This window comes from Actinomyces sp. oral taxon 170 str. F0386, assembly GCF_000195595.1.
GTDB lineage: Bacteria > Actinomycetota > Actinomycetes > Actinomycetales > Actinomycetaceae > Actinomyces.
On the sequence record NZ_GL882511.1, the window covers coordinates 162,785 to 183,717 of the forward strand.

Annotated in this window: 16 protein-coding genes; 11 read left to right on the top strand and 5 right to left on the bottom strand. The window is 68.2% G+C overall.

Translation table 11 applies throughout. The annotated features are described in order from the left end of the window. Positions 1–13 precede the first annotated feature (13 nt). A complete protein-coding gene (locus tag HMPREF9056_RS01495) occupies positions 14–1,273 on the bottom strand; it encodes an LCP family protein (RefSeq protein ID WP_034513294.1) in 1,260 nt (419 codons plus the stop codon). Between the two features lie 277 nt (positions 1,274–1,550). Between HMPREF9056_RS01495 and HMPREF9056_RS01500 the strand changes: the two genes are divergently transcribed. Beyond that, positions 1,551–2,444, top strand: coding sequence for a glycosyltransferase family 2 protein (locus HMPREF9056_RS01500; RefSeq protein WP_009402192.1), 894 nt, complete (start codon positions 1,551–1,553; stop codon positions 2,442–2,444). A gap of 24 nt (positions 2,445–2,468) precedes the next feature. Here the strand turns inward: HMPREF9056_RS01500 and HMPREF9056_RS01505 are convergent, their stop codons facing one another. Together HMPREF9056_RS01505 and HMPREF9056_RS01510 are read right to left on the bottom strand one after the other, a co-directional pair. Beyond that, complete coding sequence (locus HMPREF9056_RS01505) at positions 2,469–2,900, bottom strand: DUF2304 domain-containing protein (protein WP_009402193.1); 432 nt, start codon at positions 2,898–2,900, stop codon at positions 2,469–2,471. Between the two features lie 46 nt (positions 2,901–2,946). Continuing rightward, complete coding sequence (locus HMPREF9056_RS01510) at positions 2,947–3,663, bottom strand: glycosyltransferase family 2 protein (protein ID WP_009402195.1); 717 nt, start codon at positions 3,661–3,663, stop codon at positions 2,947–2,949. Between the two features lie 255 nt (positions 3,664–3,918). Between HMPREF9056_RS01510 and HMPREF9056_RS01515 the strand changes: the two genes are divergently transcribed. The 6 genes from HMPREF9056_RS01515 (at position 3,919) to HMPREF9056_RS14010 (ending at position 11,513) form a co-directional block, all read left to right on the top strand. After that, complete coding sequence (locus HMPREF9056_RS01515; RefSeq protein ID WP_009402196.1) at positions 3,919–4,542, top strand: acyltransferase; 624 nt, start codon at positions 3,919–3,921, stop codon at positions 4,540–4,542. Further along, entirely contained in the window at positions 4,542–5,675 is a 1,134-nt protein-coding gene (locus HMPREF9056_RS01520; RefSeq protein WP_009402197.1) for a DegT/DnrJ/EryC1/StrS aminotransferase family protein, read from the top strand. The genes HMPREF9056_RS01515 and HMPREF9056_RS01520 overlap by 1 nt, the downstream gene beginning before the upstream one ends. A 1-nt stretch (position 5,676) precedes the next feature. Then, positions 5,677–6,747, top strand: a complete 1,071-nt coding sequence (locus HMPREF9056_RS01525) for a Gfo/Idh/MocA family protein (protein ID WP_034513297.1) — start codon at positions 5,677–5,679, stop codon at positions 6,745–6,747. 59 nt (positions 6,748–6,806) lie between these two features. Beyond that, a complete protein-coding gene (locus HMPREF9056_RS01530) occupies positions 6,807–8,075 on the top strand; it encodes a lipopolysaccharide biosynthesis protein (RefSeq protein WP_009402200.1) in 1,269 nt (422 codons plus the stop codon). A 16-nt stretch (positions 8,076–8,091) separates the two neighbouring features. After that, the gene (locus HMPREF9056_RS01535; protein WP_009402202.1) at positions 8,092–9,402 is read left to right on the top strand and encodes a glycosyltransferase; all 1,311 of its coding nucleotides are present in this window, start codon (positions 8,092–8,094) and stop codon (positions 9,400–9,402) included. A 608-nt stretch (positions 9,403–10,010) separates the two neighbouring features. Further along, positions 10,011–11,513 carry a hypothetical protein gene (locus tag HMPREF9056_RS14010; RefSeq protein ID WP_157184976.1) on the top strand — a complete coding sequence of 501 codons (1,503 nt, stop codon included), beginning with the start codon at positions 10,011–10,013 and terminating at the stop codon, positions 11,511–11,513. 195 nt (positions 11,514–11,708) lie between these two features. Here HMPREF9056_RS14010 and wecB read toward each other — a convergent pair whose 3' ends face one another. Beyond that, entirely contained in the window at positions 11,709–12,791 is a 1,083-nt protein-coding gene (wecB, locus tag HMPREF9056_RS01540) for a non-hydrolyzing UDP-N-acetylglucosamine 2-epimerase (protein ID WP_009402209.1), read from the bottom strand. Positions 12,792–13,102: 311 nt separating this feature from the next. Here wecB and HMPREF9056_RS01545 point away from each other — a divergent pair, with 311 nt between their 5' ends. After that, positions 13,103–14,236: a glycosyltransferase gene (locus HMPREF9056_RS01545; RefSeq protein WP_009402214.1), complete on the top strand. Its 1,134-nt coding sequence runs from the start codon at positions 13,103–13,105 to the stop codon at positions 14,234–14,236. A gap of 64 nt (positions 14,237–14,300) precedes the next feature. Here the strand turns inward: HMPREF9056_RS01545 and HMPREF9056_RS14845 are convergent, their stop codons facing one another. Further along, positions 14,301–16,016 (bottom strand): asparagine synthase-related protein, encoded by a 1,716-nt coding sequence (locus HMPREF9056_RS14845; protein ID WP_009402216.1) that lies wholly within the window; start codon positions 16,014–16,016, stop codon positions 14,301–14,303. A 291-nt stretch (positions 16,017–16,307) separates the two neighbouring features. Here HMPREF9056_RS14845 and HMPREF9056_RS01555 point away from each other — a divergent pair, with 291 nt between their 5' ends. Genes HMPREF9056_RS01555 through HMPREF9056_RS01565 form a run of 3 tightly spaced genes read left to right on the top strand, consistent with a single transcriptional unit; the run spans position 16,308 to position 20,889 of the window. Further along, positions 16,308–17,447 carry a glycosyltransferase gene (locus tag HMPREF9056_RS01555; RefSeq protein ID WP_009402222.1) on the top strand — a complete coding sequence of 380 codons (1,140 nt, stop codon included), beginning with the start codon at positions 16,308–16,310 and terminating at the stop codon, positions 17,445–17,447. Next, the gene (locus HMPREF9056_RS01560) at positions 17,444–18,679 is read left to right on the top strand and encodes a glycosyltransferase family 4 protein (protein WP_009402223.1); all 1,236 of its coding nucleotides are present in this window, start codon (positions 17,444–17,446) and stop codon (positions 18,677–18,679) included. Before HMPREF9056_RS01555 ends, HMPREF9056_RS01560 begins: the two co-directional genes overlap by 4 nt. After that, positions 18,676–20,889, top strand: coding sequence for a DUF6541 family protein (locus HMPREF9056_RS01565; protein WP_009402224.1), 2,214 nt, complete (start codon positions 18,676–18,678; stop codon positions 20,887–20,889). The genes HMPREF9056_RS01560 and HMPREF9056_RS01565 overlap by 4 nt, the downstream gene beginning before the upstream one ends. The last annotated feature ends 44 nt before the right edge of the window (positions 20,890–20,933 follow it).

The following is a 20,933-nucleotide window of genomic DNA, read 5'->3' on the forward strand; positions in this document are numbered from 1 at the left end:
CTACGATTCTGCCTCAGGCGGGGCAGGTCTGAGTGGTGGGCTTCGCGGCGGGCTGCTGGGAGGATCCCGTCTGCGGTGCCTGCGTCTGAGGTGCCGGCGTGGTGGCCTCCTCCTCAGCGGGCTCGCTGGTCTCCTCCTGCGAGGAGGAGTCCTCCGTGGCGGTGCCCGCGTCGGTTGTGGCTGGGGCTACGGCGTCGGCGGGAACGGGTTTGTCCTCCTTGAGGGCCTTCCAGACCTTCTTGGCGTTCTCGGTGGGGACCACGTGGTTCGGGTCGTTCTCAGAGGGCTCATGCGGCATGGTGATGAAGTTGATCTTGTCCATGCCGACGCCCTGGACGGAGTAGGCCAGGCCTGACAGGTTGCCGATCTGACCGATGCGCTCCGAGGTGGTGAGGGTCTCCAGGGTGCTGGTCAGGAAACCCGACTGGGTGAGCACGTTACTGGCCAGAGCCTTGGAGGCCATGGCGCTCATGAGCTTCTGCTGACGGGAGATGCGGGAGATGTCCGAGCCGTCGCCAACGCCGTGGCGGACACGGGCGTACTGCAGTGCGGCCTGCCCATCGAGCTTCTGGCAGCCCGCATCGAGCTGGAAGCCGGTGTAGTCGGGATCGTCGATCGCCTCATCGACCTGGACGTGGACTCCTCCGAGGGAGTCGACCACCTTGGACAGTCCGTTGAAGTCCACGACGACGAAGTCGTCAATGCGGATATCCATCAGCGTCTCCACGGTCTTCCAGGTGCAGGCGGCCCCGGAGGCGACGGCCTTCTTGTCACTGCCGGTGCCGGCTCCGTTGGCGAAGGCGGAGTTGAACTGCTGATTCTCCTGAGCCTCGGCGGTCTCGCCGTCGAGGCTCTTGCACTCGGGGATGTCCACCTCCGTGTCCCGGGGGATGGAGACGGCGTCGATCCGCTTGCGGTCGGCGGAGATGTGCATGACCAGCGCCGTGTCCGAGCGGGCCACGGAGACTTCGTCGCTGCCCTCGGAGCCGTCCACGTTGTTGTTGCCGGAGCGGGAGTCGGTGCCCAGTACCAGCAGGTTGACGGCGCGGCCGTCATAGCTGTCCGGTGGTTTGGTGCCGGGGCGGCCCTCCTCGGAGAGGATGCTGTCGACGTTGAAGTAGGTGATCCGCGACTGGATGTTGTGCCATGCGAAGCCTGCGCCGGAGACGACGAAGAGCGCCACCGCGAGGACACTGAGCCCTGCTCGGCGGGCCAGGCGGCGTCCGAGTTCTTTGGAGGAGTGCCGCGCGCGCGGCTTACTGAGCTGAGGCACGGGAGTGATGATAGGGAATCATTGAGGAGATCTATATGGGTCTTCCTACACCTGACGCATGAGATTCGCCTGAGAGGAGTGAGGCCTCTCACGTGGATCACGGCGCTAGGCTCTCTCCGTGACCAATGTTGTGAAACCCACGCCAGCCAGTGCCTCAACTGCTCCCGTCGTCCCATCGGGTCGGGTAGGGAAGCCCATCGGCTCCAAGCCCGGCAGCCCTGTCGAGGATGGGGAGGCCGGTGGCGCGGTTGGTGGAATCGGCCAATCGGGAGGGCCGTTGAGTCCGGCCTCCGCGGATGCGCCGTTCCCCACCGCCTCTGATGAGCAGAGCGTGCGTGTGGTCACCGTGGCCTTCAATCCCGGTGAGGAGCTCGATCGCTTCCTGGCCTCCCTGGCCGCGGCCACGGTGCGTCGGCTCACCGTCGTCATCGCGGACAACGGGACCGAGCACGACGTCGTCACCGCCGCCGCCCAGCGCTACGGGGCCCGCGTCGTCGGTGACGGGACCAACCTCGGCTACGGGGCCGGTGCCAACCTGGCGGCCGCCGACCTTCAGGAGGACTGGCTCGTGGTGGCCAACCCCGATCTCATCTGGAGGCCGGGCAGCCTTGATGTCCTCATTGACGCGGGTCTGGCCAACCCCGCCGCCGGGTGCCTGGGGCCGCTCCTGCTCAACACCGACGGCACCGTCTACCCCTCCGGGCGCGCCCTGCCCTCCCTGGTCAAGGGCGCCGGCCACGCCGTCCTGGGCAAGATCTGGCCGGCCAACCCCTTCTCCGCCGCGTACCACACCGCCGATGAGGGGGGCTCGGGCGGGTCGCGGACGGTGGGCTGGCTCTCGGGGGCCTGTCTGCTGCTGCCGGCGGCCGCCTGGCGGCGCCTGGGAGGATTCGATGACGACTACTTCATGTTCTTCGAGGACGTGGACCTGGGGGAGCGGGTCGGGCGGGCCGGCTGGCTCAACGTGCAGGTCCACGACTCCGTTGTCATCCACGAGCAGGGGGCCAGCTGGAAGGCCCGCCCCGAGAAGATGATCCGGGCCCACCACGCCTCGGCCCGCCACTACCTCTCCGGGGTCTACGACGCCCCGTGGCAGGTACCGGTGCGCTGGGCGCTCTGCGCCGGGCTGCACCTGCGTGAGGAGCTCGAGGTGCGCGCCTCTCGGGGCTGAGCTCGACGCTCAGGTGGTGCAGGCTCATGGAGTGCGAGGCGTCTTGTGCTCCTGCTCCGGGGTGAGCCTGGCCGCAGTGGGCGGCTCGGGGGCGTCGTCCAGGGCGATGCGCCGCGCCAGGTGCGTGATCTGCCGCTCGCGTGCGCCATTGCGGCGGAAGGAGGACAGGATCTGCGCCAGGAACGCGATGACCAGGGCGTACAGCAGGAGGTCCGTGCCACGGCCGACCCCCACCCGGTGCGCGATCGCGGTCATCACCGAGGGGAAGGCGATCGCCGCGACGGCGAAGGCGACGAAGGCCAGCGTGGCCAGTCGGCGGCCGGCCTGATGGCGAGCCCCTCCCGGGGTGCGCAGCATCATCCAGCCCACGGCCGCCACGGCCAGGATGAGGACGGCCTGAATGAGGAACTGACGGTTCGTCGTCGGAGCGATCTGGGTGGCGATCTGAGGAATCATGGCTCTGTGCCTTCCGTGCCGGGCTCAGGAGGGAGCGCTGGAGTACTTAGGAGAAGAGCAGGTCGACCAGGATGTTGACCGAGTTCCACAGGGACTGACCCTTGGAGCGCGAGTACTCCGTGTAGACGATGTGCACCGGGAACTCCCGCCAGGGCAGCCCGGTGGCGCCGATCTGGCGGATGATCTCGCTGGCGTGCGCCATCCGGTTCTGCTTGAGGTCCAGGCGTGCCAGGACGTCGCGGCGGATGACCCTCAGGCCGTTGTGGGCGTCGGTCAGACGCATGCCGGAGGTGCGTGAGCTGACCGCTGCCGCTGTGCGCAGGACGAGTCGCTTGAGCCATCCCACCGGGGAGGGCCCCTCCAGGAAGCGCGACCCGAGAATGACGGCAAGCCCCTCCTCGCGCGCCGCGGCGACCATGGCCGCGGCGTCGGTCGCGGAGTGCTGGCCGTCGGCGTCGAAGGTGACGACGTAGGCGGCGTTGGTCCTCTCCAGGACGTAGGAGAAGCCCGTCTGCAGCGCCGCACCCTGGCCGAGGTTGATCGGGTGACGCACGACGACGGCTCCCGCGGCGGCCGCATCACGGGCCGAGTCGTCCTTGGAGCCGTCGTCGACGACGACGACGTAGGGGAAGACTTCGCGGGCCTGGGAGATGACCTCACGGACGACGGTCGCCTCGTTGTACAGGGGGATGACGAGCCAGGTGTCGGTGACCCTGGGCGCCGAGGCGGGCCCGCCGACCTGTGTCACGTTGGAGGTAGTCACTTCTGCATTCTTGCACGCGACGATGGGAGACCGCCCTTCCTGCCTAGGGGCCGCACTCACCGTCGCTGGTGGGTTAGGTCTCGTCCGGGTTACGCCCAGGCGTCGTCTGAGGCGGGCGAGTCCCCTAGGATGGGGCCGGTCGTGCAGCGTCCGCCACCGTCCCTGCGACCGGAGCGGCACGGCCCCGGCAACCACCAGGTTGACCGGTCTCACTCGATCGTCAGGGCGGCCCGGGCCGTCCGCACAGGAGCTGCCGTGGCCACCCGAATCGCCCCGTCCGCCGACGTCTCCGAGGAGGCTGTGCTCGGCGAGGGCACCAGCATCTGGCATCTCGCCCAGGTGCGTGAGCACGCCGTCCTCGGCCGGGACTGCATCGTGGGCCGTGGCGCCTACATCGGCGAGGGCGTGGTCATGGGGGACAGCTGCAAGGTGCAGAACTACGCCCTCGTCTACGAGCCGGCCCGCCTGGCCGACGGGGTCTTCATCGGCCCGGCGGTCACGCTGACCAACGACCACTTCCCCCGGGCCGTCAACCCCGACGGCACCCTCAAGTCGGCCGCCGACTGGGAGCCCGTGGGAGTCACCATCGATGAGGGAGCCTCGATCGGGGCCCGCGCCGTGTGCGTCGCCCCGGTGCACGTGGGCGCCTGGGCAACGGTGGCCGCCGGCGCCGTCGTCACCAAGGACGTGCCCGCTCACGCCCTGGTCGCCGGGGTCCCCGCCCGCCGCATCGGCTGGGTGGGACGCGCCGGCGAGCCGCTCACTCCCGCCGAGCCCGATCCCGACGGCGCGCGGCGCTGGCGCTGCCCCGTCACCAGGACCCTGTACCAAGAAGCAGGCACTGAGTCCGATACCACCATCCGAGAGGTCACCCACTGATGTCACGCGAGTTCATCCCCGCCGCCAAGCCGATCATCGGGCAGGAGGAGCGCGACGCCGTCGACGCCGTCCTGGCCTCCGGCATGGTTGTCCAGGGGCCCCAGGTCAAGGCCTTCGAGGAGGAGTTCTCCGCCCAGGTTGTCGACGGCGTCGAGTGCGTGGCCGTCAACTCCGGCACCTCGGCCCAGCACGTGGCCACCCTGGCCAGTGAGCTCCGGGAGCGCGCCGAAGGTGCCCCGGAGGTGATCGTCCCCTCCTTCACCTTCGCTGCCACCGGAAACTCGGTGGCCATCAGCGGGGCCGTGCCGGTCTTCGCCGACATCGACCCGGTGACCTTCACCCTGGACCCCGCCAGCGTCGAGGCCTCCATCACCGAGCGCACGGCGGCCATCGAGGTGGTCCACCTCTACGGACTGCCCGCCAGCATGCCTGAGATCCTCGACATCGCCGAGCGCCACGGCCTGGCCGTCTTCGAGGACTGCGCCCAGGCGCACGGCGCCGCCATCGAGGGCAAACCGGTGGGCACCTTCGGCGCCTGGGGCTCCTTCTCCTTCTACCCCACCAAGAACATGACCAGCCTCGAGGGCGGCATGATCACCACCGCCGACGCCGAGCTGGCCCGCCGCTGCCGCCTCATCCGCAACCAGGGCATGGAGCAGCAGTACGCCAACGAGCTGGTGGGCCTCAACAACCGCATGACGGACGTGGCCGCCGCCGTCGGCCGCGTGCAGCTGACCAGGCTGGCCGACTGGACCGCCACCCGCCAGGCCAATGCCGCGCGCCTCAACGACCTGCTGGGGGGCGTGGACGGCGTCGTCACCCCCCACGTCCCTGAGGGCTACACGCACGTCTACCACCAGTACACGATCCGCCTGGAGGGGGCCTCTGCCGCCGAGCGTGACGCCGTCCAGGCCGCCCTGCGCGAGGAGTGGCAGGTGGGCAGCGGCGTCTACTACCCGATCCCCAACCATCGCCTGGCCTCCCTGACCCACTACGCTGAGGGCCCCGAGCTGCCCGGAACCGAGCAGGCCGCTCGCGAGTGCCTGTCCCTGCCGGTCCACCCCTCCCTGAGTGAGGCCGACCTCGAGCGCATCGGCCGGGCCGTGGCCGCCACCGTCAAGGCGGGTGCCTGACGTGTGTGAGAACGTTGCCCTCGACGGCTTGGCCACAACCACCGGCCTTCCCGAGGCCCATTACCTGTCCGACAAGGGCACGGCCGACAGCCCCCTGCGCGTGGGGCTCATCGGCCTGGGCTCCATGGGACGCCACCACGCCCGGGTCATCCGCGCCACCGAGGGCATGGAGCTGGTGGCCGTGGCCGATCCGGGCGGCGACCGCTTCGGCGTGGCCGGGGACCTGACGGTCCTGCCCGACGTCCACGCCCTCATCGACGCCGGGCTCGATGCCGCCATGGTGGCCGTCCCCACCGTCTACCACGAGGACGTCGCCCTGGCCCTGGCCGAGGCCGGCGTGCACACCATGGTGGAGAAGCCCATCGCCCACGACGCCGTCGCCGGCCGCCGCGTGGCCGCCGCCTTCGCCGAGCGCGGGCTGGTGGGCGCCGTCGGCTACGTGGAGCGCTGCAACCCGGCCCTGCGGGCGCTTCGCGAGCGCCTCGACGCCGGTGAGCTCGGCGAGGTCTACCAGGTCCTCACCCGCCGCCAGGGCCCCTTCCCGGCGCGCATCAGCGACGTCGGCGTCGTCAAGGACCTGGCCACCCACGACATCGACCTGACCTCCTGGGTGGCCGGCGCCCGCTACACCTCCGTGGCCGCGCAGGTCACGCACCGCTCCGGCCGGCAGACCGAGGACATGATGGTGGCCACCGGCCTGCTGGAGGGCGGCATCGTCGTCAGTCACCAGGTCAACTGGCTCACCCCCTTCAAGGAGCGCGTCACGATCGTCACCGGTGAGAAGGGCGCCTTCGTGGCCGACACCCTCACCGGCGACCTCACCTTTCACGCCAACGGCACCGTGGCCTCCACCTGGGACCAGGTCGCCGTCTTCCGGGGGGTCAGTGAAGGCGACGTCATCCGCTACGCGATCCCCAAGCGCGAGCCGCTGGCCCTGGAGCAGGAGAGCTTCCGCGACGCCGTGCGCGGCGTGGCCCAGCGCCACGTCACCATGGCCGAGGGCGTGGCCACGCTCGACGTCGTCGAGGCGGTCCTGACCTCGGCGAGCGAGAACCGGACGGTCGAGCTCTGAGCCGCTTGCCTGCTTCGACGGGCCCGCTGGCAGCGCTGCTCGCCCGGGCCCGGTCGGTCATGGACTCCTCGCCGTTCCTGCGCCACGTGCTGACGCTGGTGACGGGCACGGCGGTGGCTCAGGGCGTCACCTTCCTCATGAAGATCGTCCTGGCCCGGGTCTACACCCCTCATGACATGGGGCTGCTGGGGACCTACGTGTCGGTGGCCTCGATCCTGGTGGCGGTCGCCGCGCTGCGCTACGACATGGCGATCATGCTGCCCAAGAAGGAGGCCGAGGCGCTGAGCGTGGCCCGCCTGGGCATGGTGTGCCTGACCGTGGTCTCGCTGCTGGCAACAGTGGTCTCCTTCCCACTCAACGGCGTCATCGCCCGGCAGTGGGGGCACGAGGTGGCCCTGTGGATGCCGCTGGTGGGGCTGACGACCTTCCTCATGTCCGGCGTGGAGCTGTTCAAGTACTGGTTCAACCGCAACAGCGACTACCGCGCGATCGCGGTCAACCAGGCCGAGCAGCAGATCGGCCTGACCGGGGGCCAGTTCATTCTCGGGATCGCGGGCCTGGGAGGAATGCCCGGACTGGTGCTCGGGCACACGGCGGGCCAGATCTTCGCCTTCGCCAACCTGGGGCGTCAGGCCAAGGCCCTGTGGCGACGGCTCCCCGAGGGCGCTCCGTCTCTGCGCTGGTCGGCCCACCGATACCGTCGCATGCCGCTGCTCAACGGCCCCAACGCCCTGGGGGACGCGCTGCGGACCAACGGCATCGCCCTGCTCATCTCGGGCTACTCGGTGGCCTCCCTCGGGCAGTTCCAGATGGCGTGGGGGGTGCTCGATGCACCGCTCATTCTCATCAACGGCGCCGTGGCCAGGGTCTTCTTCCAGAAGCTCTCCACGATCGAGCCCGGGCAGATGCGTCCGCTGGTCCGGGTCACCATCAGGCGGGCGGTGCTCATCGGGATCATCCCCTTCGCGCTCATCTACGTGCTCTCGCCGTGGCTCTTCCCGCTGCTGTTCGGGGAGCGGTGGGCCGAGTCCGGGAGCTTCGCCCGCGCACTGACCCCCTGGCTGTTCATGATGCTCATCACCTCACCGATCTCGAATCTCTTCATCGTCACCGAGCACCAGGACTGGATGCTGGGGTTCAACGTCTTCTACACGGCGTTGCCCCTGGCCTGGCTGTACTGGTCCCCGCTGGACCTGCTGGCCACCTGCTACGTCCTGGGCGCCATGATGGCCGCGTTGCTGGTGGCCAACACCGCCCTGGCCGACCACGCCGCCAAGCAGTTCGACGCCGGCGAGCGCGTGGGCAGCTTCCAGACCCAGGAGAGCTAGGAAGGACCACGGGACTATGACGCACGCACCGCGCCCGAGCAACCGCACGGGCCCGACCACGCAGCGGTCTGGCCGACGCAGCCTGCTCCTGCTCACCGACTTCTACCCCTACGAGGTGGGGGAGGAGTTCCTCGAGCAGGAGATCGAGACACTGTGCGCCGCCTACGACGAGGTCGTCGTCGTCCCGGTGCGCCTGAGCGAGGGCGCCCGTCAGACCCGCGCGCTGCCGGCTAACGCCCGCTGCGCTCTGTTGCCGGCCTCTCGGCTGCCCGACTGGCGCTTTCACGCGATTCTGCGCGCCCCGCAGATCCTGCTGGGACGGGAACGGATGGTGGAGACCCCGCCGTGGAAGAGCTTCGGGCGCTTCGGGATGGATGTGCGCTTCGCGGCGATCGCCCTGAGCGCCTACGGCCGGATGCGCCGGCTCCTGCCGGGCCTCGGTCTGGAGGGCGCCGATCGTCTGACGATCTACTCCTACTGGTTCTTCACCGGGGCGGCTCTGGGCGGGATGCTGCGGCGCCGCGAGCTGAAGGGGCGGCCGGTCAAGGTCGTCTCCCGGGCGCACGCCTACGACGTCGACGAGGCCGACGCGCCGCGCGGCTACGTCCCCTCGCGCCGCTTCGTCATGCGGGCCGTGGATCGGGTCTACCCGATCTCGCAGTACGCGGCCGGCTTCCTGCGCCGCCGCTTCCCCAAGGCCGACACCATTGAGGTGCGCCGCCTGGGCGTGCCGGCCGCCCCGCGCCACGAGCGGCATCGGACTGAGCCCTTCCAGCTCGTCTCCTGCTCGCACATGGCGCCTTACAAACGGGTCCACCTCATCGTGGATGCCGTCGCTGAGCTGGAGAGGCGCGGCCGGAAGGTCACCTGGACTCATATCGGTGAGTTCGACGACGAGCGCCTGACGGCCATGCGGGCCCGGGCCGAGGAGCGGATCGACTCGACCCCGGTCACCTTCACCGGGCACCTGACCAACACCGAGGTCCGCGAGCTCTACGCGACGACGGACTTCTCCTGCTTCCTCAACTGCTCCGACGGCGAGGGCGTGCCGGTGGCCGTCATGGAGGCGCAGGCGGCGGGGCTGCCGGTGGTGGCCACGGCCGCCGGGGGGACCGGCGAGATCGTCCACGACCGCGAGAACGGCCGACTCATCCCGGTGGAGACCACCGCCGAGCAGATCGCCGACGCCATCGAGTCGGTCATGGACCTCGGCGACGCGGAGTACGAGGCCATGAGCCGGGACGCGCACGCCACCTGGGCCGAGATGTCCGACGCCCAGCGCCAGTACCGCGAGTTCGTCGACGGCCTCATCGCCCTCGAGGGCTGAATTCAAGGTGCCTCGCGGGCTATTCATGAGGTCCGTCGTCGGATCTGCCGTTCTCCTGCGGTGTGTCAGCGGCTCGGTGCCCACACAGCGGATATGACTGACTCGACGGTCAGAGTATGTCTCAGAGAAGGCCTTAGAATCCTGCGGTTCTCGTGTGTGCTATGACATGACTGTGGCGCTTATGTCCACTGTGTGGACACTAATCGCCGTCAAATCGTCGCTCCTACCGATAGTCACAACGACAGGCCGGATGAATGATCCCTTAAGGCCTATTCACGGGGTTTGACGCGATGCTTGGCGCGAGGGGCGCTGGATCCGCGGTGACAGGTGTCCATGCTGCGGACATGAAGGTTACAAGGACGTTGGAAGCCGAGTGAGAACCGCGGAATTTCAAGGATGCTCGTCGATCGCGTCGGCTGCGGGCTCAGCTATGTCCGCTGCGTGGACACCGGTTCGCTCGTGTTTCACAGGAGGATGGTGGAACCGACTGCGAATCCCGCGAATAAAATCCTTCAATAGTTGAATCGACGAGCGAGTTCCACTGAGGGCTCTCAGGGTGTTTCTATTTCAAGGTTGATTGGACTTTGTGCTGGTGATACAAATGACGCATGATGGATCACGATGTGTCGCCTAGTACGCAGAGCGCTCCGTTTCGCTCGCTCAAGTCTTCTCGCAGGCCCGGATTTATTGGAAGTTTGTTGTTTGGTCTCATTGCTACGTCATGGTGGTGTGCCGTTGCTGTTCTGGTGCATTTGTTGATACGGCCACGCCTTCGTGCCTCTTTTGAGGATAATCCACTCAGTGTTTTCGGGTTGTATTTTAACTTATTCAAAGACCTTACTGTGGAAGAATCCAATGCCGGTTCGTCTGCATTGTTTAGTCTCTTGGCTGCGGTGGTTGGGTTGGCGATAGTGTTACGTGGAATGGTGTGGGAGGTGCAAGATCTTCCTGAAGACTCGCACGTGTATCGAGCTTGGTTGCAACGAACGATGGATGCTTCCGTAAGGGAAGACACAGCCATTTTTCTCACGGCAATGCTCTGTGGTCTGTATGGGTTTATAGTGGTTTGCTACGGATTTCTAGCTGGAGGTAGAGGCTGGAGGGGATTCAGTCTTGTGGTCTTCCTGGTTCTGGTTGTCTTGAGTTTAATTGTTTCAATCTTACCCGCCTTTGTTATAAGAAGTAGCGCAGGAGTGGTTAGTAGCTATGCGTATAGTCTTATTCGTTTAGCGAATCTAGCAGAATATAGATGTCATAATGAAAGTGGTGACGCCCATCCTTTTAAGGTCGGAAAGGACGGAGAATTACCTCGGATTAAAAAGGTAGTGAGCGCTTTAGTGTGTAAAAATGGTAAGGGGCGGTGGGCGTTATTGGGAAAAAATGCAGGTGTGTGTCTTGCGGTGCTTGCATCATTTGTAGTAATTGTGGCGAGGTTTGGTTCCGCAAATATTGGCGGTGTCGTTGTGTTGGCTGCCTATATGGTGTTTGTGGCTCTACTTTTTGAGTTGTTGATTCCGTTAGCTCTCTATGCGAATTCTAATAGCATCGCGGTGGGTGGGTCGAATTTTGGGCGCGGTGCACTATTTGTATTTGCTTCCATGCTTTCCCTTCTAGGGTGGGCGATGTATGTAATGTTATTCATCGGAGCAGTATCGTCTTGCTGGGGGATTGTAGTAATTTGCCTGCCTGTCTGGTGGTTTATTCGGTTTCTTCTAGCTCTATTTGTGAAACTTTCTGCAGGAAATGGCGATTCAAATGACGGTGGTAAACCAAAAGGAAATGACGATTCAAACAACGATGGTCAACCGAAGAAAGCCAATGCGTTTCAGAGAATTTGTGCTTTTTTGAGGGATGAGGTTGGCTTACGTGATGCGATGTTGGTCTGTATTGATCAGTGCATGCTTGAAAGTGGGGGTTTGGTGAATTCCTGTGTCGATCGAAACGTGCAGGTCGCCACTGAATTGAATGCTGTATTCGATCAAGTTGTGCCTGAGGGGTGTGTCGTAAGTCGCGGTGATGGCGGGGAGGTGGATTTAAGGAATTATCTGTCTGAGACGGTGAAGGTGACCGCGCCTCCGGTGCCGGAGACTGGCTCTGGTGCCGGCAAGTAGGAGGAGTGAGAACGTACTTTTCTCGCGAGGACTGCGCTTTGTCGTTGACGACTGATGTCAGACCGCAGTCGTCGATGATGAAAGTACGTCCCCACAGCAAATCGCCGTTCTCAAGATGCGCAGAAGTTCAGGCCCGGCCGCCCGGCCCCAGTGCGCTCCGGGAGAGTGCCTGCTGTGCGTCGTCGAATCCGGCCGTCAGCCGGGCAGGTGAGCGGTGAGTTCCTGGACGACGCGCTCGGCGGCGTGGCCGTCGCCGTAGGGGTGTGCGTCGGCCTGGGGCGGCTCGGCCGGCCGTGGTCGCGATGCCGCCTCCACCAGCGCCTCCCCGGGCTCGACCAGCCGGTTCCACCCCAGCTCCACCGTTTCCACCCACTCGGTCTGAGGACGCACCGTGGTGCACGGCACCCGCAGCAGGAACGCCTCCTTCTGCAGGCCGCCGGAGTCGGTGATGACGCCGCGGGCATGAAGCGCCGAGGCGATGAGGTCGGGGTAGGCCAGCGGAGGATGAATCAGCAGCGATCCCCGGCTCTCCAGGGCCAGGCCGTGCTCGGCGCACTTGGCCACCAGGCGCGGGTGGGCCAGGATGACGACGGGATGGTCCACCCGGGCCAGGGAGTCCAGGACGCTCTTCAGGCGCTCGGCGTCGTCGGTGTTCTCGGCCCGGTGGATCGTGGCCAGGGAGTAGGAGCCCTCAGTCAGCGAGAGCTCCTCCATGACCGGGCTGGGGGAGCCCGAGACCCGGTCGCGCACCTGGAGGAGCACGTCGGTCATGACATCGCCGACGACGACGGTGCTGCTCGCCAGCCCTTCGGCGGCCAGGTGCTCGGCCCCCACCACGGTGGGCGTCAGGAGCAGGTCCGCGGCGTGGTCGGTCAGGACCCGGTTGATCTCCTCGGGCATGGCCCGGTTGAAGGAGCGCAGCCCCGCCTCCAGGTGGGCCACCGGGATGTGCAGCTTGACGGCCGCCAGGGCCGCAGCCAGCGTCGAGTTCGTGTCCCCGTAGACCAGGACCCAGTCCGCAGACAGGGGCGGCAGGGCCTCATCGAGCGCGGCGAGCATCGCCCCGGTCTGGGCGCCGTGCCCGCCCGAGCCCACGCCCAGGTGAACATCGGGCGCCGGAATCCCCAGGTCGGTGAAGAAGACGTCGGAGAGCATCGGGTCGTAGTGCTGCCCGGTGTGGATGATGACGTGCTCCACCCCGGCAGCAGCCATGGCGTGGGCGACCGGGGCGAGCTTGACGAACTGGGGCCGGGCCCCGACGACGGAGACAACGCGCATGGGCCGATCCTATGCGCAGCACAGGTGCCGATGCGCGGCCTCCTCCTGAGGCCCCGACGGTGGGGTGCTGGTATGCCGTATGGGCTGCGCAACCTGCGCTCACATCTGGCCACCTGAGGTGGCGCCGATCAAGCCCGGCGCGACACGACCGGCCGCCGGCGCCGTCGGCGGCCAGGGTGTCCACCCCAGGTGGATCCGTGCCACCTGACCTCACGGGATTCCAGCGACCATCACGTTGCTCGAATGCGTGCCCCGGGTCAGGCCCCCACACGGCCAGGCTCCTGCCTAGCGATAGGCCCTAGCATGGGGGCATGCGCGTCACCGTCGTCACCACCTGGCTCCCCACCGACCGGGCACCCAGCTCGGGCTCCTTCGTCCTGCGCGACAGCGCGGCGATCCGCGACGCCGGACAGGACGTGCGCATCATCCACCTGGTCCCGCCCCACCAGGACGACGGCGCCCGCCACCGCACCCTCGAGGGCATGCGGGTCCTGTCCATCCCCATGAAGCCCTCCAACCCGCTGTCCGTCGCCCGGGCCGCCGACCGGCTGCGTCCCGCGCTCAAGGGCACCGATGTCCTGCACTCCATGGCGATGAGCACGCTCCTGCCGCTGACCGCCCTGGACCACGCCCAGGCTCTGACCCTGCCCTGGGTCCACACCGAGCACTGGTCCGGCCTGACCAACCCGGACACACTCGGCCCCGCCCTGCGCGCCGCCATCCCCGTCGTCGGCCACGGCCTGGCCCGCCCCGACCTGGTGACCGCCGTCTGCGAGTACCTGGCCACCCCGATCCGCGCCCTGCGACGCGGCCTGCCCACCAAAGTCGTCCCCTGCATCGTCGAGCCCCAGGGCGCGGTGAGCAAGCCATCCGGTGGCGAGGACACCGGCAGCATCAACATGGTCACCGTCGGCGGACTCGTGGAGCGCAAGGATCCCATGGCCTGCCTCGACGTCCTGACCGAGTTGACTGCCCGGGGAGTCCCGGCCACGATGACCTTCGTGGGAGAGGGGCCGCTGCGCGCCGACATCGAGGAGCGCCTGGCCGCCGACCCCGCCCTGGGCGAGCGCACCCGCCTGACCGGCAACCTCGACGCCGCGGGCGTACGCGCCGAGCTCGCCCGCGCCGACGTCTTCATCGGCCCCACCCGCGGGGATAACTTCTTCGTCTCGGCGGCCGAGGCCATCACGAGCGGGCGGCCCGTCGTCGTCTCCGACGCCGGAGGCCAGGCCGAGTACGTCACCGACGCCAACGGCACGGTCCTGCCCCTGGGGGCCGGCAGCCGGCAGTGGGCCGATGCCGTCGTCGATACCGTGGAGCGCCTCGCCCCCCTCGGCGCGGCCGCCATCGCCGCCACCATTGGGGACAGCTTCTCCTCGGCCCAGGTGGGTGCTGCCTACCGCCGCCTCCACGAGGAGGTCGCCGGCGGTTCTCTCACACACTGATCGCGCATCGACCTTTTCTTCACAGGCGACACGTAGCCGCGTCGTCTGTGAGGGAAAGGACGGTTCACTCCTCCGAGGCCGCCGCCTCCAGCTCAGCCGGGGAGGCCACAGGCAGGTCGGTGAACAGCCGGCACCGCCGGCACCAGGCGTCATTCACGAAGGCACGCGTCCAGAAGCCCAGGAGCTTGCGCCCGCCCATGAGCTCGGCGGCCGCCACCGGCAGGGGCGTGTCCGTGATGAAGGCCTCGAAGGCCATGGTCGAGTGCAGCGACGCCCACGCCGAGAAGGTCCGCTCGGCCAGCCCCAGCAGGTGCAGGCGCGACAGCACGGTCTTGAGCCGCGAGCGCGTCTCCTCACTGACCTCGGTGGCGGCGAAGTAGGGCAGGTCCGCCTCTGCATCACGGCCTGCGGCGTCCGCCTCGGCCCCGGCGGCCAGTGCGGTCGCCCGGGCCCACAGGCGCCCGATGAAGACCGCGTAGAAGTCCCGTGTGGCCGTCAGCTCCACGGCGCCGCGGTGCCAGGCCTCCCAGAACTCCACGTCCAGCATGGGCAGCGCCCACTCCAGCCCCAGGTGCTCGTAGGCGCGCATGGAGTTGTTGATGTACTTGGTCTGGCGCTCGCGGACGTTGTAGGACTCCAGGATGCTCTGCACGTCACGCGGACTGCCGGTGAAGGGCCACAGCGCCAGGAAGTCGCGGACCTTCGCGGCCCGGTAGGGGTCGGCATAGGCGCGCCGCTGGTCCCCCTGGAGCTCCTGGTGGTGGACGAGGATCGCCCTGGCCACCCGACCGCGGGTGACGCGTGGTTCCTCCAGGAGGTGCTCGTCGTGCATGTTGCCCACGATCGTGTGCCCCGGCAGGACGACGTCGCCCGGACGCACCACGCCGCGCTCCAGGAGGCTGCGCAGGGCGTACCAGTCCTGCACGTGCGGCAGCGCCCCCAGGGCGTAGCCGTACTCCAGGAAGTCGGCTGCGTCCTGCGTCTGCCAGGCCTCGCGCAGCTCGGCTGGGACGTAGTCAACGGCGTGCCACTCCAGGCCCACCGCCTCGGCCACCTTCCGCGAGACCTCGACCTCCCGGGTTCCGGGGCGTCCGTAGGTGAAGGCCACCGCCCTGTCCAGGGTGCCGTGAAGTGTCAGCCACGCCACCAGCAGCCTCGAGTCCAGTCCTCCCGACAGGGGCAGCACGAGCCGCGGTGAGCCCGGCCGGGCCGCCAGGTCCTCCAGGACCCGGCCCATGCCGGCGTCGAGCGCCGCCAGGAGCAGGCCGGAGAACTCCTCGGGGTCGGTGACCATGGCGGACTCCTCGGAGAACCGCGCCAGGGAGTGGGTGACCGTGCGGGCCCGGCCGGTGTCGCGGTCGATGTGCACGATCGCGCCCTGCTCGGTCTGGTGGACCCCGGCCAGCAGCGTGTCGGTGCCGGAGATGAAACCGGCGTCCAGGAACTCCCGGCGGGCTCGCGGATCCAGCCGGGGGGCGCTCAGGGCCCCGCGCATGGCGGTGGCGTCGTCGCTGATGATGAGCCGCCGGCCGTCGGCCCCGTTCTCAAGGGCCCAGAACAGGGGCCAGGAGCGCAGCCGATCCTGAGCCAGGATGACCTCATCGTCGTTGACCCGGATGGCGGTCAGGCGTCCCGGGTGGGAGGCGAGGACCTCTGGATCGGTCGGATCAGGGCAGGATGTGTCGCAACGCATCCACAGGGACTCGGCGGTGCCGTCCGACGGCCCGGTCTGCTGCCACTGCGGACTCGTCAGCCGAAGCTCGACGTCGATAACGTTCACCGTTGCCCTCAATCCTTCGAAATCCTCTGATCGGTCCGCGGCGTCGAGTCGCCCGAGTAGGCTCGGTGCTGCGGTGCGCCTGCGCCGCTTGACGGCGCTCAGTGTGTCACAGTTGTGACACGTGACGCGGAAGACGCCCAGCGGATTCCACTGGGCTTCAGCGTTGCCCGACAATAGGGAAGCGCCTCATCGGTTCTTGTGAGGCGTGAGATGATCGCTCAGCATCCCGTGGGTCGGAAGTCCTACCCACTGTGGGCCGCCGGGACCCATGCACAAGACGGAGGTGACGTCATGAGCGCAGACAGGCTCATGGTCTTCCACGCTCCTTTTCCGCTTCAGCCGGATCGGGTGGCCGCCTCCATGCTGCGTCCCCTGGCGATGCGACGGGCCTTCGCAGACCTCGGCTACCGGATCATGGAGGTCACCGGCTACGCCGCGCAGCGGCGTCGGGCGATGGCCCGGGTATGGGCGGCGATCGCGGCAGGGGAGCGAATCGAGTTCGTCTACAGCGAGAACGCGACCATCCCCAACGCGCTGACCGAGCCGCTCCACCTGCCCGTCCACCCCGTGCTCGACGCCGCCTTCTTCCGTCACTGCCAGCGCTCCGGCGTGCCCGTTGGCGTCTTCTACCGTGACGTCTACTGGCGCTTCCCCCGATTCCGTGAGGGCATCAACCCGATTCTCGAGGCCGGGCTCCAGGTCGCCTACCGCAGCGAGCTCATGGCCTTCGACAAGGCGGGCCTCCACCTCTTCCTGCCCAGCCGGGCCATGGCCCGCCACGTCCCCCACGTGGACCCGGCACGCATGAGCGCCCTGCCGCCCGGGGCGCCCGACGTCGAGCCCGGTGACGCGTGCGGCAATGGCAGCGACGGCAGTGACGATGGCGGGGACCTCGAGCTGCTCTTCGTGGGCGTGCTTCAGGACAACTATCGGCTGGACGCCTGCCTCCAGGCTGTGAGCCGGGCCCCGGGAACACGGGTGACACTGTGCGTGCGCCAGGAGACCTGGGAGGAGACCCGCGAGCACTACACCCCGCTCCTGCCCGCCGGACGGGCCGACGTCGTCCACCGCTCCGGCAGTGATCTCCTACCGCTCTACGAGCGAGCCGATCTCGGGGTCCTGTTCACCGAGCCCAACCCCTACTGGGACTTCGCAGTCCCCTACAAGCTCTACGAGTACCTGGCCCACGAGCTGCCCGTCATCGCCGTGCGTGGGACCCAGACCGGCCGCCTCGTCGAGGAGATGAGGATCGGCTGGGTCCTGGACTACGACACCGATGCACTGAGCGGCCTGCTGCGGCGTCTGCGGGAGGTCCCCGAGGAGATCGAGGCCGTGCGCCGCCGCATGCGTCAGGTCCTGCCCGATCAGACCTGGAGGGCCCGGGCCCGCACCGTCGCCCAGGTCCTGGGTGGGACAGAGAGGAAGCCATGACCCGGTTCCCACGAGGTGGGGCGCTGCTGGCCACCCGTATCCACCTGCCCGAGGCCGCTGCCGCCTCCTTCCGGCTCGACGGTGTCGAACGCGCCCTGGCTCGCCACGGTGTGCCGGTGCGGGCCCTGACCACGACCGTGCCCGGGCGGGACGGAAAACCGGCGCCTCAGGTCGACGACCCCCGGGGCGTACGCGTCTCGCGCTGGCCGGCCCTGCGAGACGCCAGCGGCTACCTGCGCGGCTATCTGCCCTACCTCTCCTTCGACGTGCCCCTCGCCCTGCGTCTGGGCCTGGCCTCCCGACCCGATGTCGTCCTCGTCGAGCCGCCGCCCACCACCGGCGTGGTGGCGCGCACCATCTGCGCACTGCGCCGTCTGCCCTACGTCTGGTACGCCCCTGACGTCTGGTCCGACGCCGCCGCCTCCACCGGTGCCCCGGATACGGTGGTGCGGGCGGTGCGTGCCGCCGAGTCCTACGCGATGCGTGGTGCCCGGTGCGTCATCGCCATCAACGAGGAGGTCGCCGAGCGCGCCCGCGCCCTGGGCGCCCGCAACGTGGTGGTGGTTCCCAACGGCATCGACACCGACGTCTTCGAGCCCACCGGCGAGCCGCCCTCCGACGCCGAGCGTGCCGAGCTGGGCATCACCGGCCCCTATCTCATCTACGCCGGTACGGCCTCGGAGTGGCAGGGAGCGGACATCTTCGCCTCGGCACTGGCACAGGTGCGGCGCACTCACCCCACCGCTCAGATCCTCTACATCGGGCAGGGCTCGGACTGGGAGAAGATTGCCCAGGTCGCCTCGACTCTGCCGCCCGACCCCGACGGTGCCCCCGCCGTCGTCATGCATGGCCTCATGGACGCCTCTGACGCAGCTCGCTGGCAGCGGGGCGCGGTTGCCAGCCTCGTGTCCATCCGTCCGGGGCAGGGCTATGACTTCGCCTACCCCACCAAGGTGCTGGCCGCCCTGGCCTGCGGCGTCCCGGTGGTCTACGCCGGGGTGGGCCCCGTCGTCGAGGATCTCACCACCCACGACCTGGGATGGGTGGCCGACTACACCGAGGACGACGTCGCCCGGGCCATGACCCGGGCGCTCGACGAGACCGACCGGATCGCTGCGCAGGACACCTCCCGGGCCCGCCGGCTCCACGCCTGGGTGCGGGACCACCGCTCCCTGCGAGCCACCGGTGAGGCCGTGGCACGACATCTACGCACGGTGGTGCGCGGCGCATGACCTGGATCGTGACCTGGCTCTCTGCCCTGCCGCTGCTGGTCGCGCTGATCGCCGCGACCTTCGTTCCCGGCTGGCTGCTCCTCGTCGCGGGCGGAGCACGGTTCCGACTGGCGCGCATCGCCTGCGCCCCGGCCCTCACCTTCCTGCTCATGGGGCTCGGGGGAGTGCTCTTCCGGGGCCTGGGCGTGTGGTGGCACCTGCCCACCATCATCACCTACCTGCTCCTGTGCGCCGCGGTCGTCGTCGTGGGGCGATGGCTGTGGGTCAGGCGCAAGGGTCAGGTGCTCACGCTGCGCACCTGGTTCGCCCCCGAACCGGCCCCGCACGGGTTGCCGGCGCCCAGCCCGTACTCCAGCTCCATGGGAGCGCCGGGTGAGCCCGAGATGCCCGACACCCGCTCCATTCTCGGCTCCCAGCCACTGATGTGGGCCGCCATCGCGGTCACCTGGATCATCATGATCCTGCCGATCCTGCCCAGATCGTCGCCCACCATCCCGATCCAGTCCGCCGACTCCCTCTACCACTACAACCAGGCCTGGCTCATTGAGCACACCGGCAACGCCTCGATGCTCGACGGCAACGCAGGCATGTTCGGGATGGACGGTCACCACTCCTTCTACCCGATGGTGTGGCACGAGATCGTCACCCTCGCCTCGGTCGGCTGGTACCAGGTGGTCCCGGCCACCAACACCCTGCTGCTCGTGGTGCCCCTCGTGTGGCTCATTGGCATGGCCTACCTGGCCCGGGTCATCCTCCCGGAGATCCGTGGCTCGGTGTACCTGGTCCTGGGGGCCGGCGCACTCACACCGATCTTCCCCATCCGGCTGCTGACCGACACGGCCGTGTGGCCCTACGGGCTGGCTCTGGCTGCGTGCCCGGCCACCGTCGCCTGGGCGGTCGCCGCCTGGCGCCGTGCCGCCTGGCTCATCACCGTGGGGCGCCGACGCCGTCCCCTCATCGTCCTGGCGGCACCGGCCGCCGCGGTCATGGGCTCAGTCGTCACGCATCCGGCGACCGCGATCATCATCGGCTGGCCCCTGGTGGCCGTGGCCTGGATGGGGATCGTCCTGGCGGGGATCCGGGGACTGCGTCAGCACGATCGCGCCGCCCGACGACGCGGCATCATCCTGCTGAGCATCGCCATCGCTGTCGTCATCGCGGTCGCCGTCTTTGTCATGGCGCCCGGACCGCAGCAGGCGCACTTCGGCAGGCGACCCGACCGCAGCTGGGATCCACTGTTCGCCAAGCTGGTCATCCCGTTCCTGCTCTATTACGGCGGAGGCGGCTGGGAGATCCGCGCCGCCTACATCATCATGGCCTGCCTCAGTGTGCTCGGCGCGGTGCTGGCCTACTGGCGCAGGCACCACCGGGGCATCGTGGTGGCCTGGGTCGCCTGCATGCTCCTCATCCTGGCGGCGCTGGCCCCGGTTCCGGTCCTGTCAGCCATGACCGGCGTGTTCTACAACAACCCGCACCGGATCAAGGCCATGACGGTGGTCCCCGCGCTCCTCCTCGTCACACTCGGGCTGGATGCGCTGACCGGCTGGTTCCTGGCGTGGCGGCGTCGGCGGGTCGGGAAGGCCGGCACCGCGGCCGACGGCAATGACAGGAGCCCCGATCAGGCCCGGATGAGTCGTCCTGGAGCCCCGGCGGGCCGAGCACCGGCCGGCCGGATCATCACGAGCAGCCCCGTCGTGGTCGGCGCGCTCGTCCTCATCCTGGGGGTGGCCAGCAGCATGAGCGCGGTCAAGGCGGACGTCAAGGGCGCCTTCTCCCCGAAGTACGGCCAGTCCCGTCTGGTGGCCTCACCCGCCGAGATGGACATGATCAAGCGCCTGAGTACGGAGCTCCCCCCGGACGCCTACGTGCTGGGCGACCCCGTTGCGGGCACCGCCATGCTCCCCTTCATGGCCGGACGCAGCCCGGTATGGATGTTCGCGGGGCAGGCGGACAGTGACGCCGACGGCCTCTACCTGCGCACCCACTTCCGTGACATCCACTTCGATCCACAGGTGTGCGAGATCGTGCGCCGCCATCGCATCACCCACTTCTACAGCGACGAGCCGCAGCGCTTCAACGGCGTGGCCAACCAGAAGCTGCGCCCGGGTCTGTACGACGTCGACGTCTCCAACGGCTTCACCCTCGTCGACCAGGGTGGAACGGCGGCCGTCTACCGCATCGACCTGTGCTGGCCCTCCGGCGAGCAGTAGCGCGGCCAGTGAGGCAGGACGCCCGGTCGCCAGCCGGGCGGCGC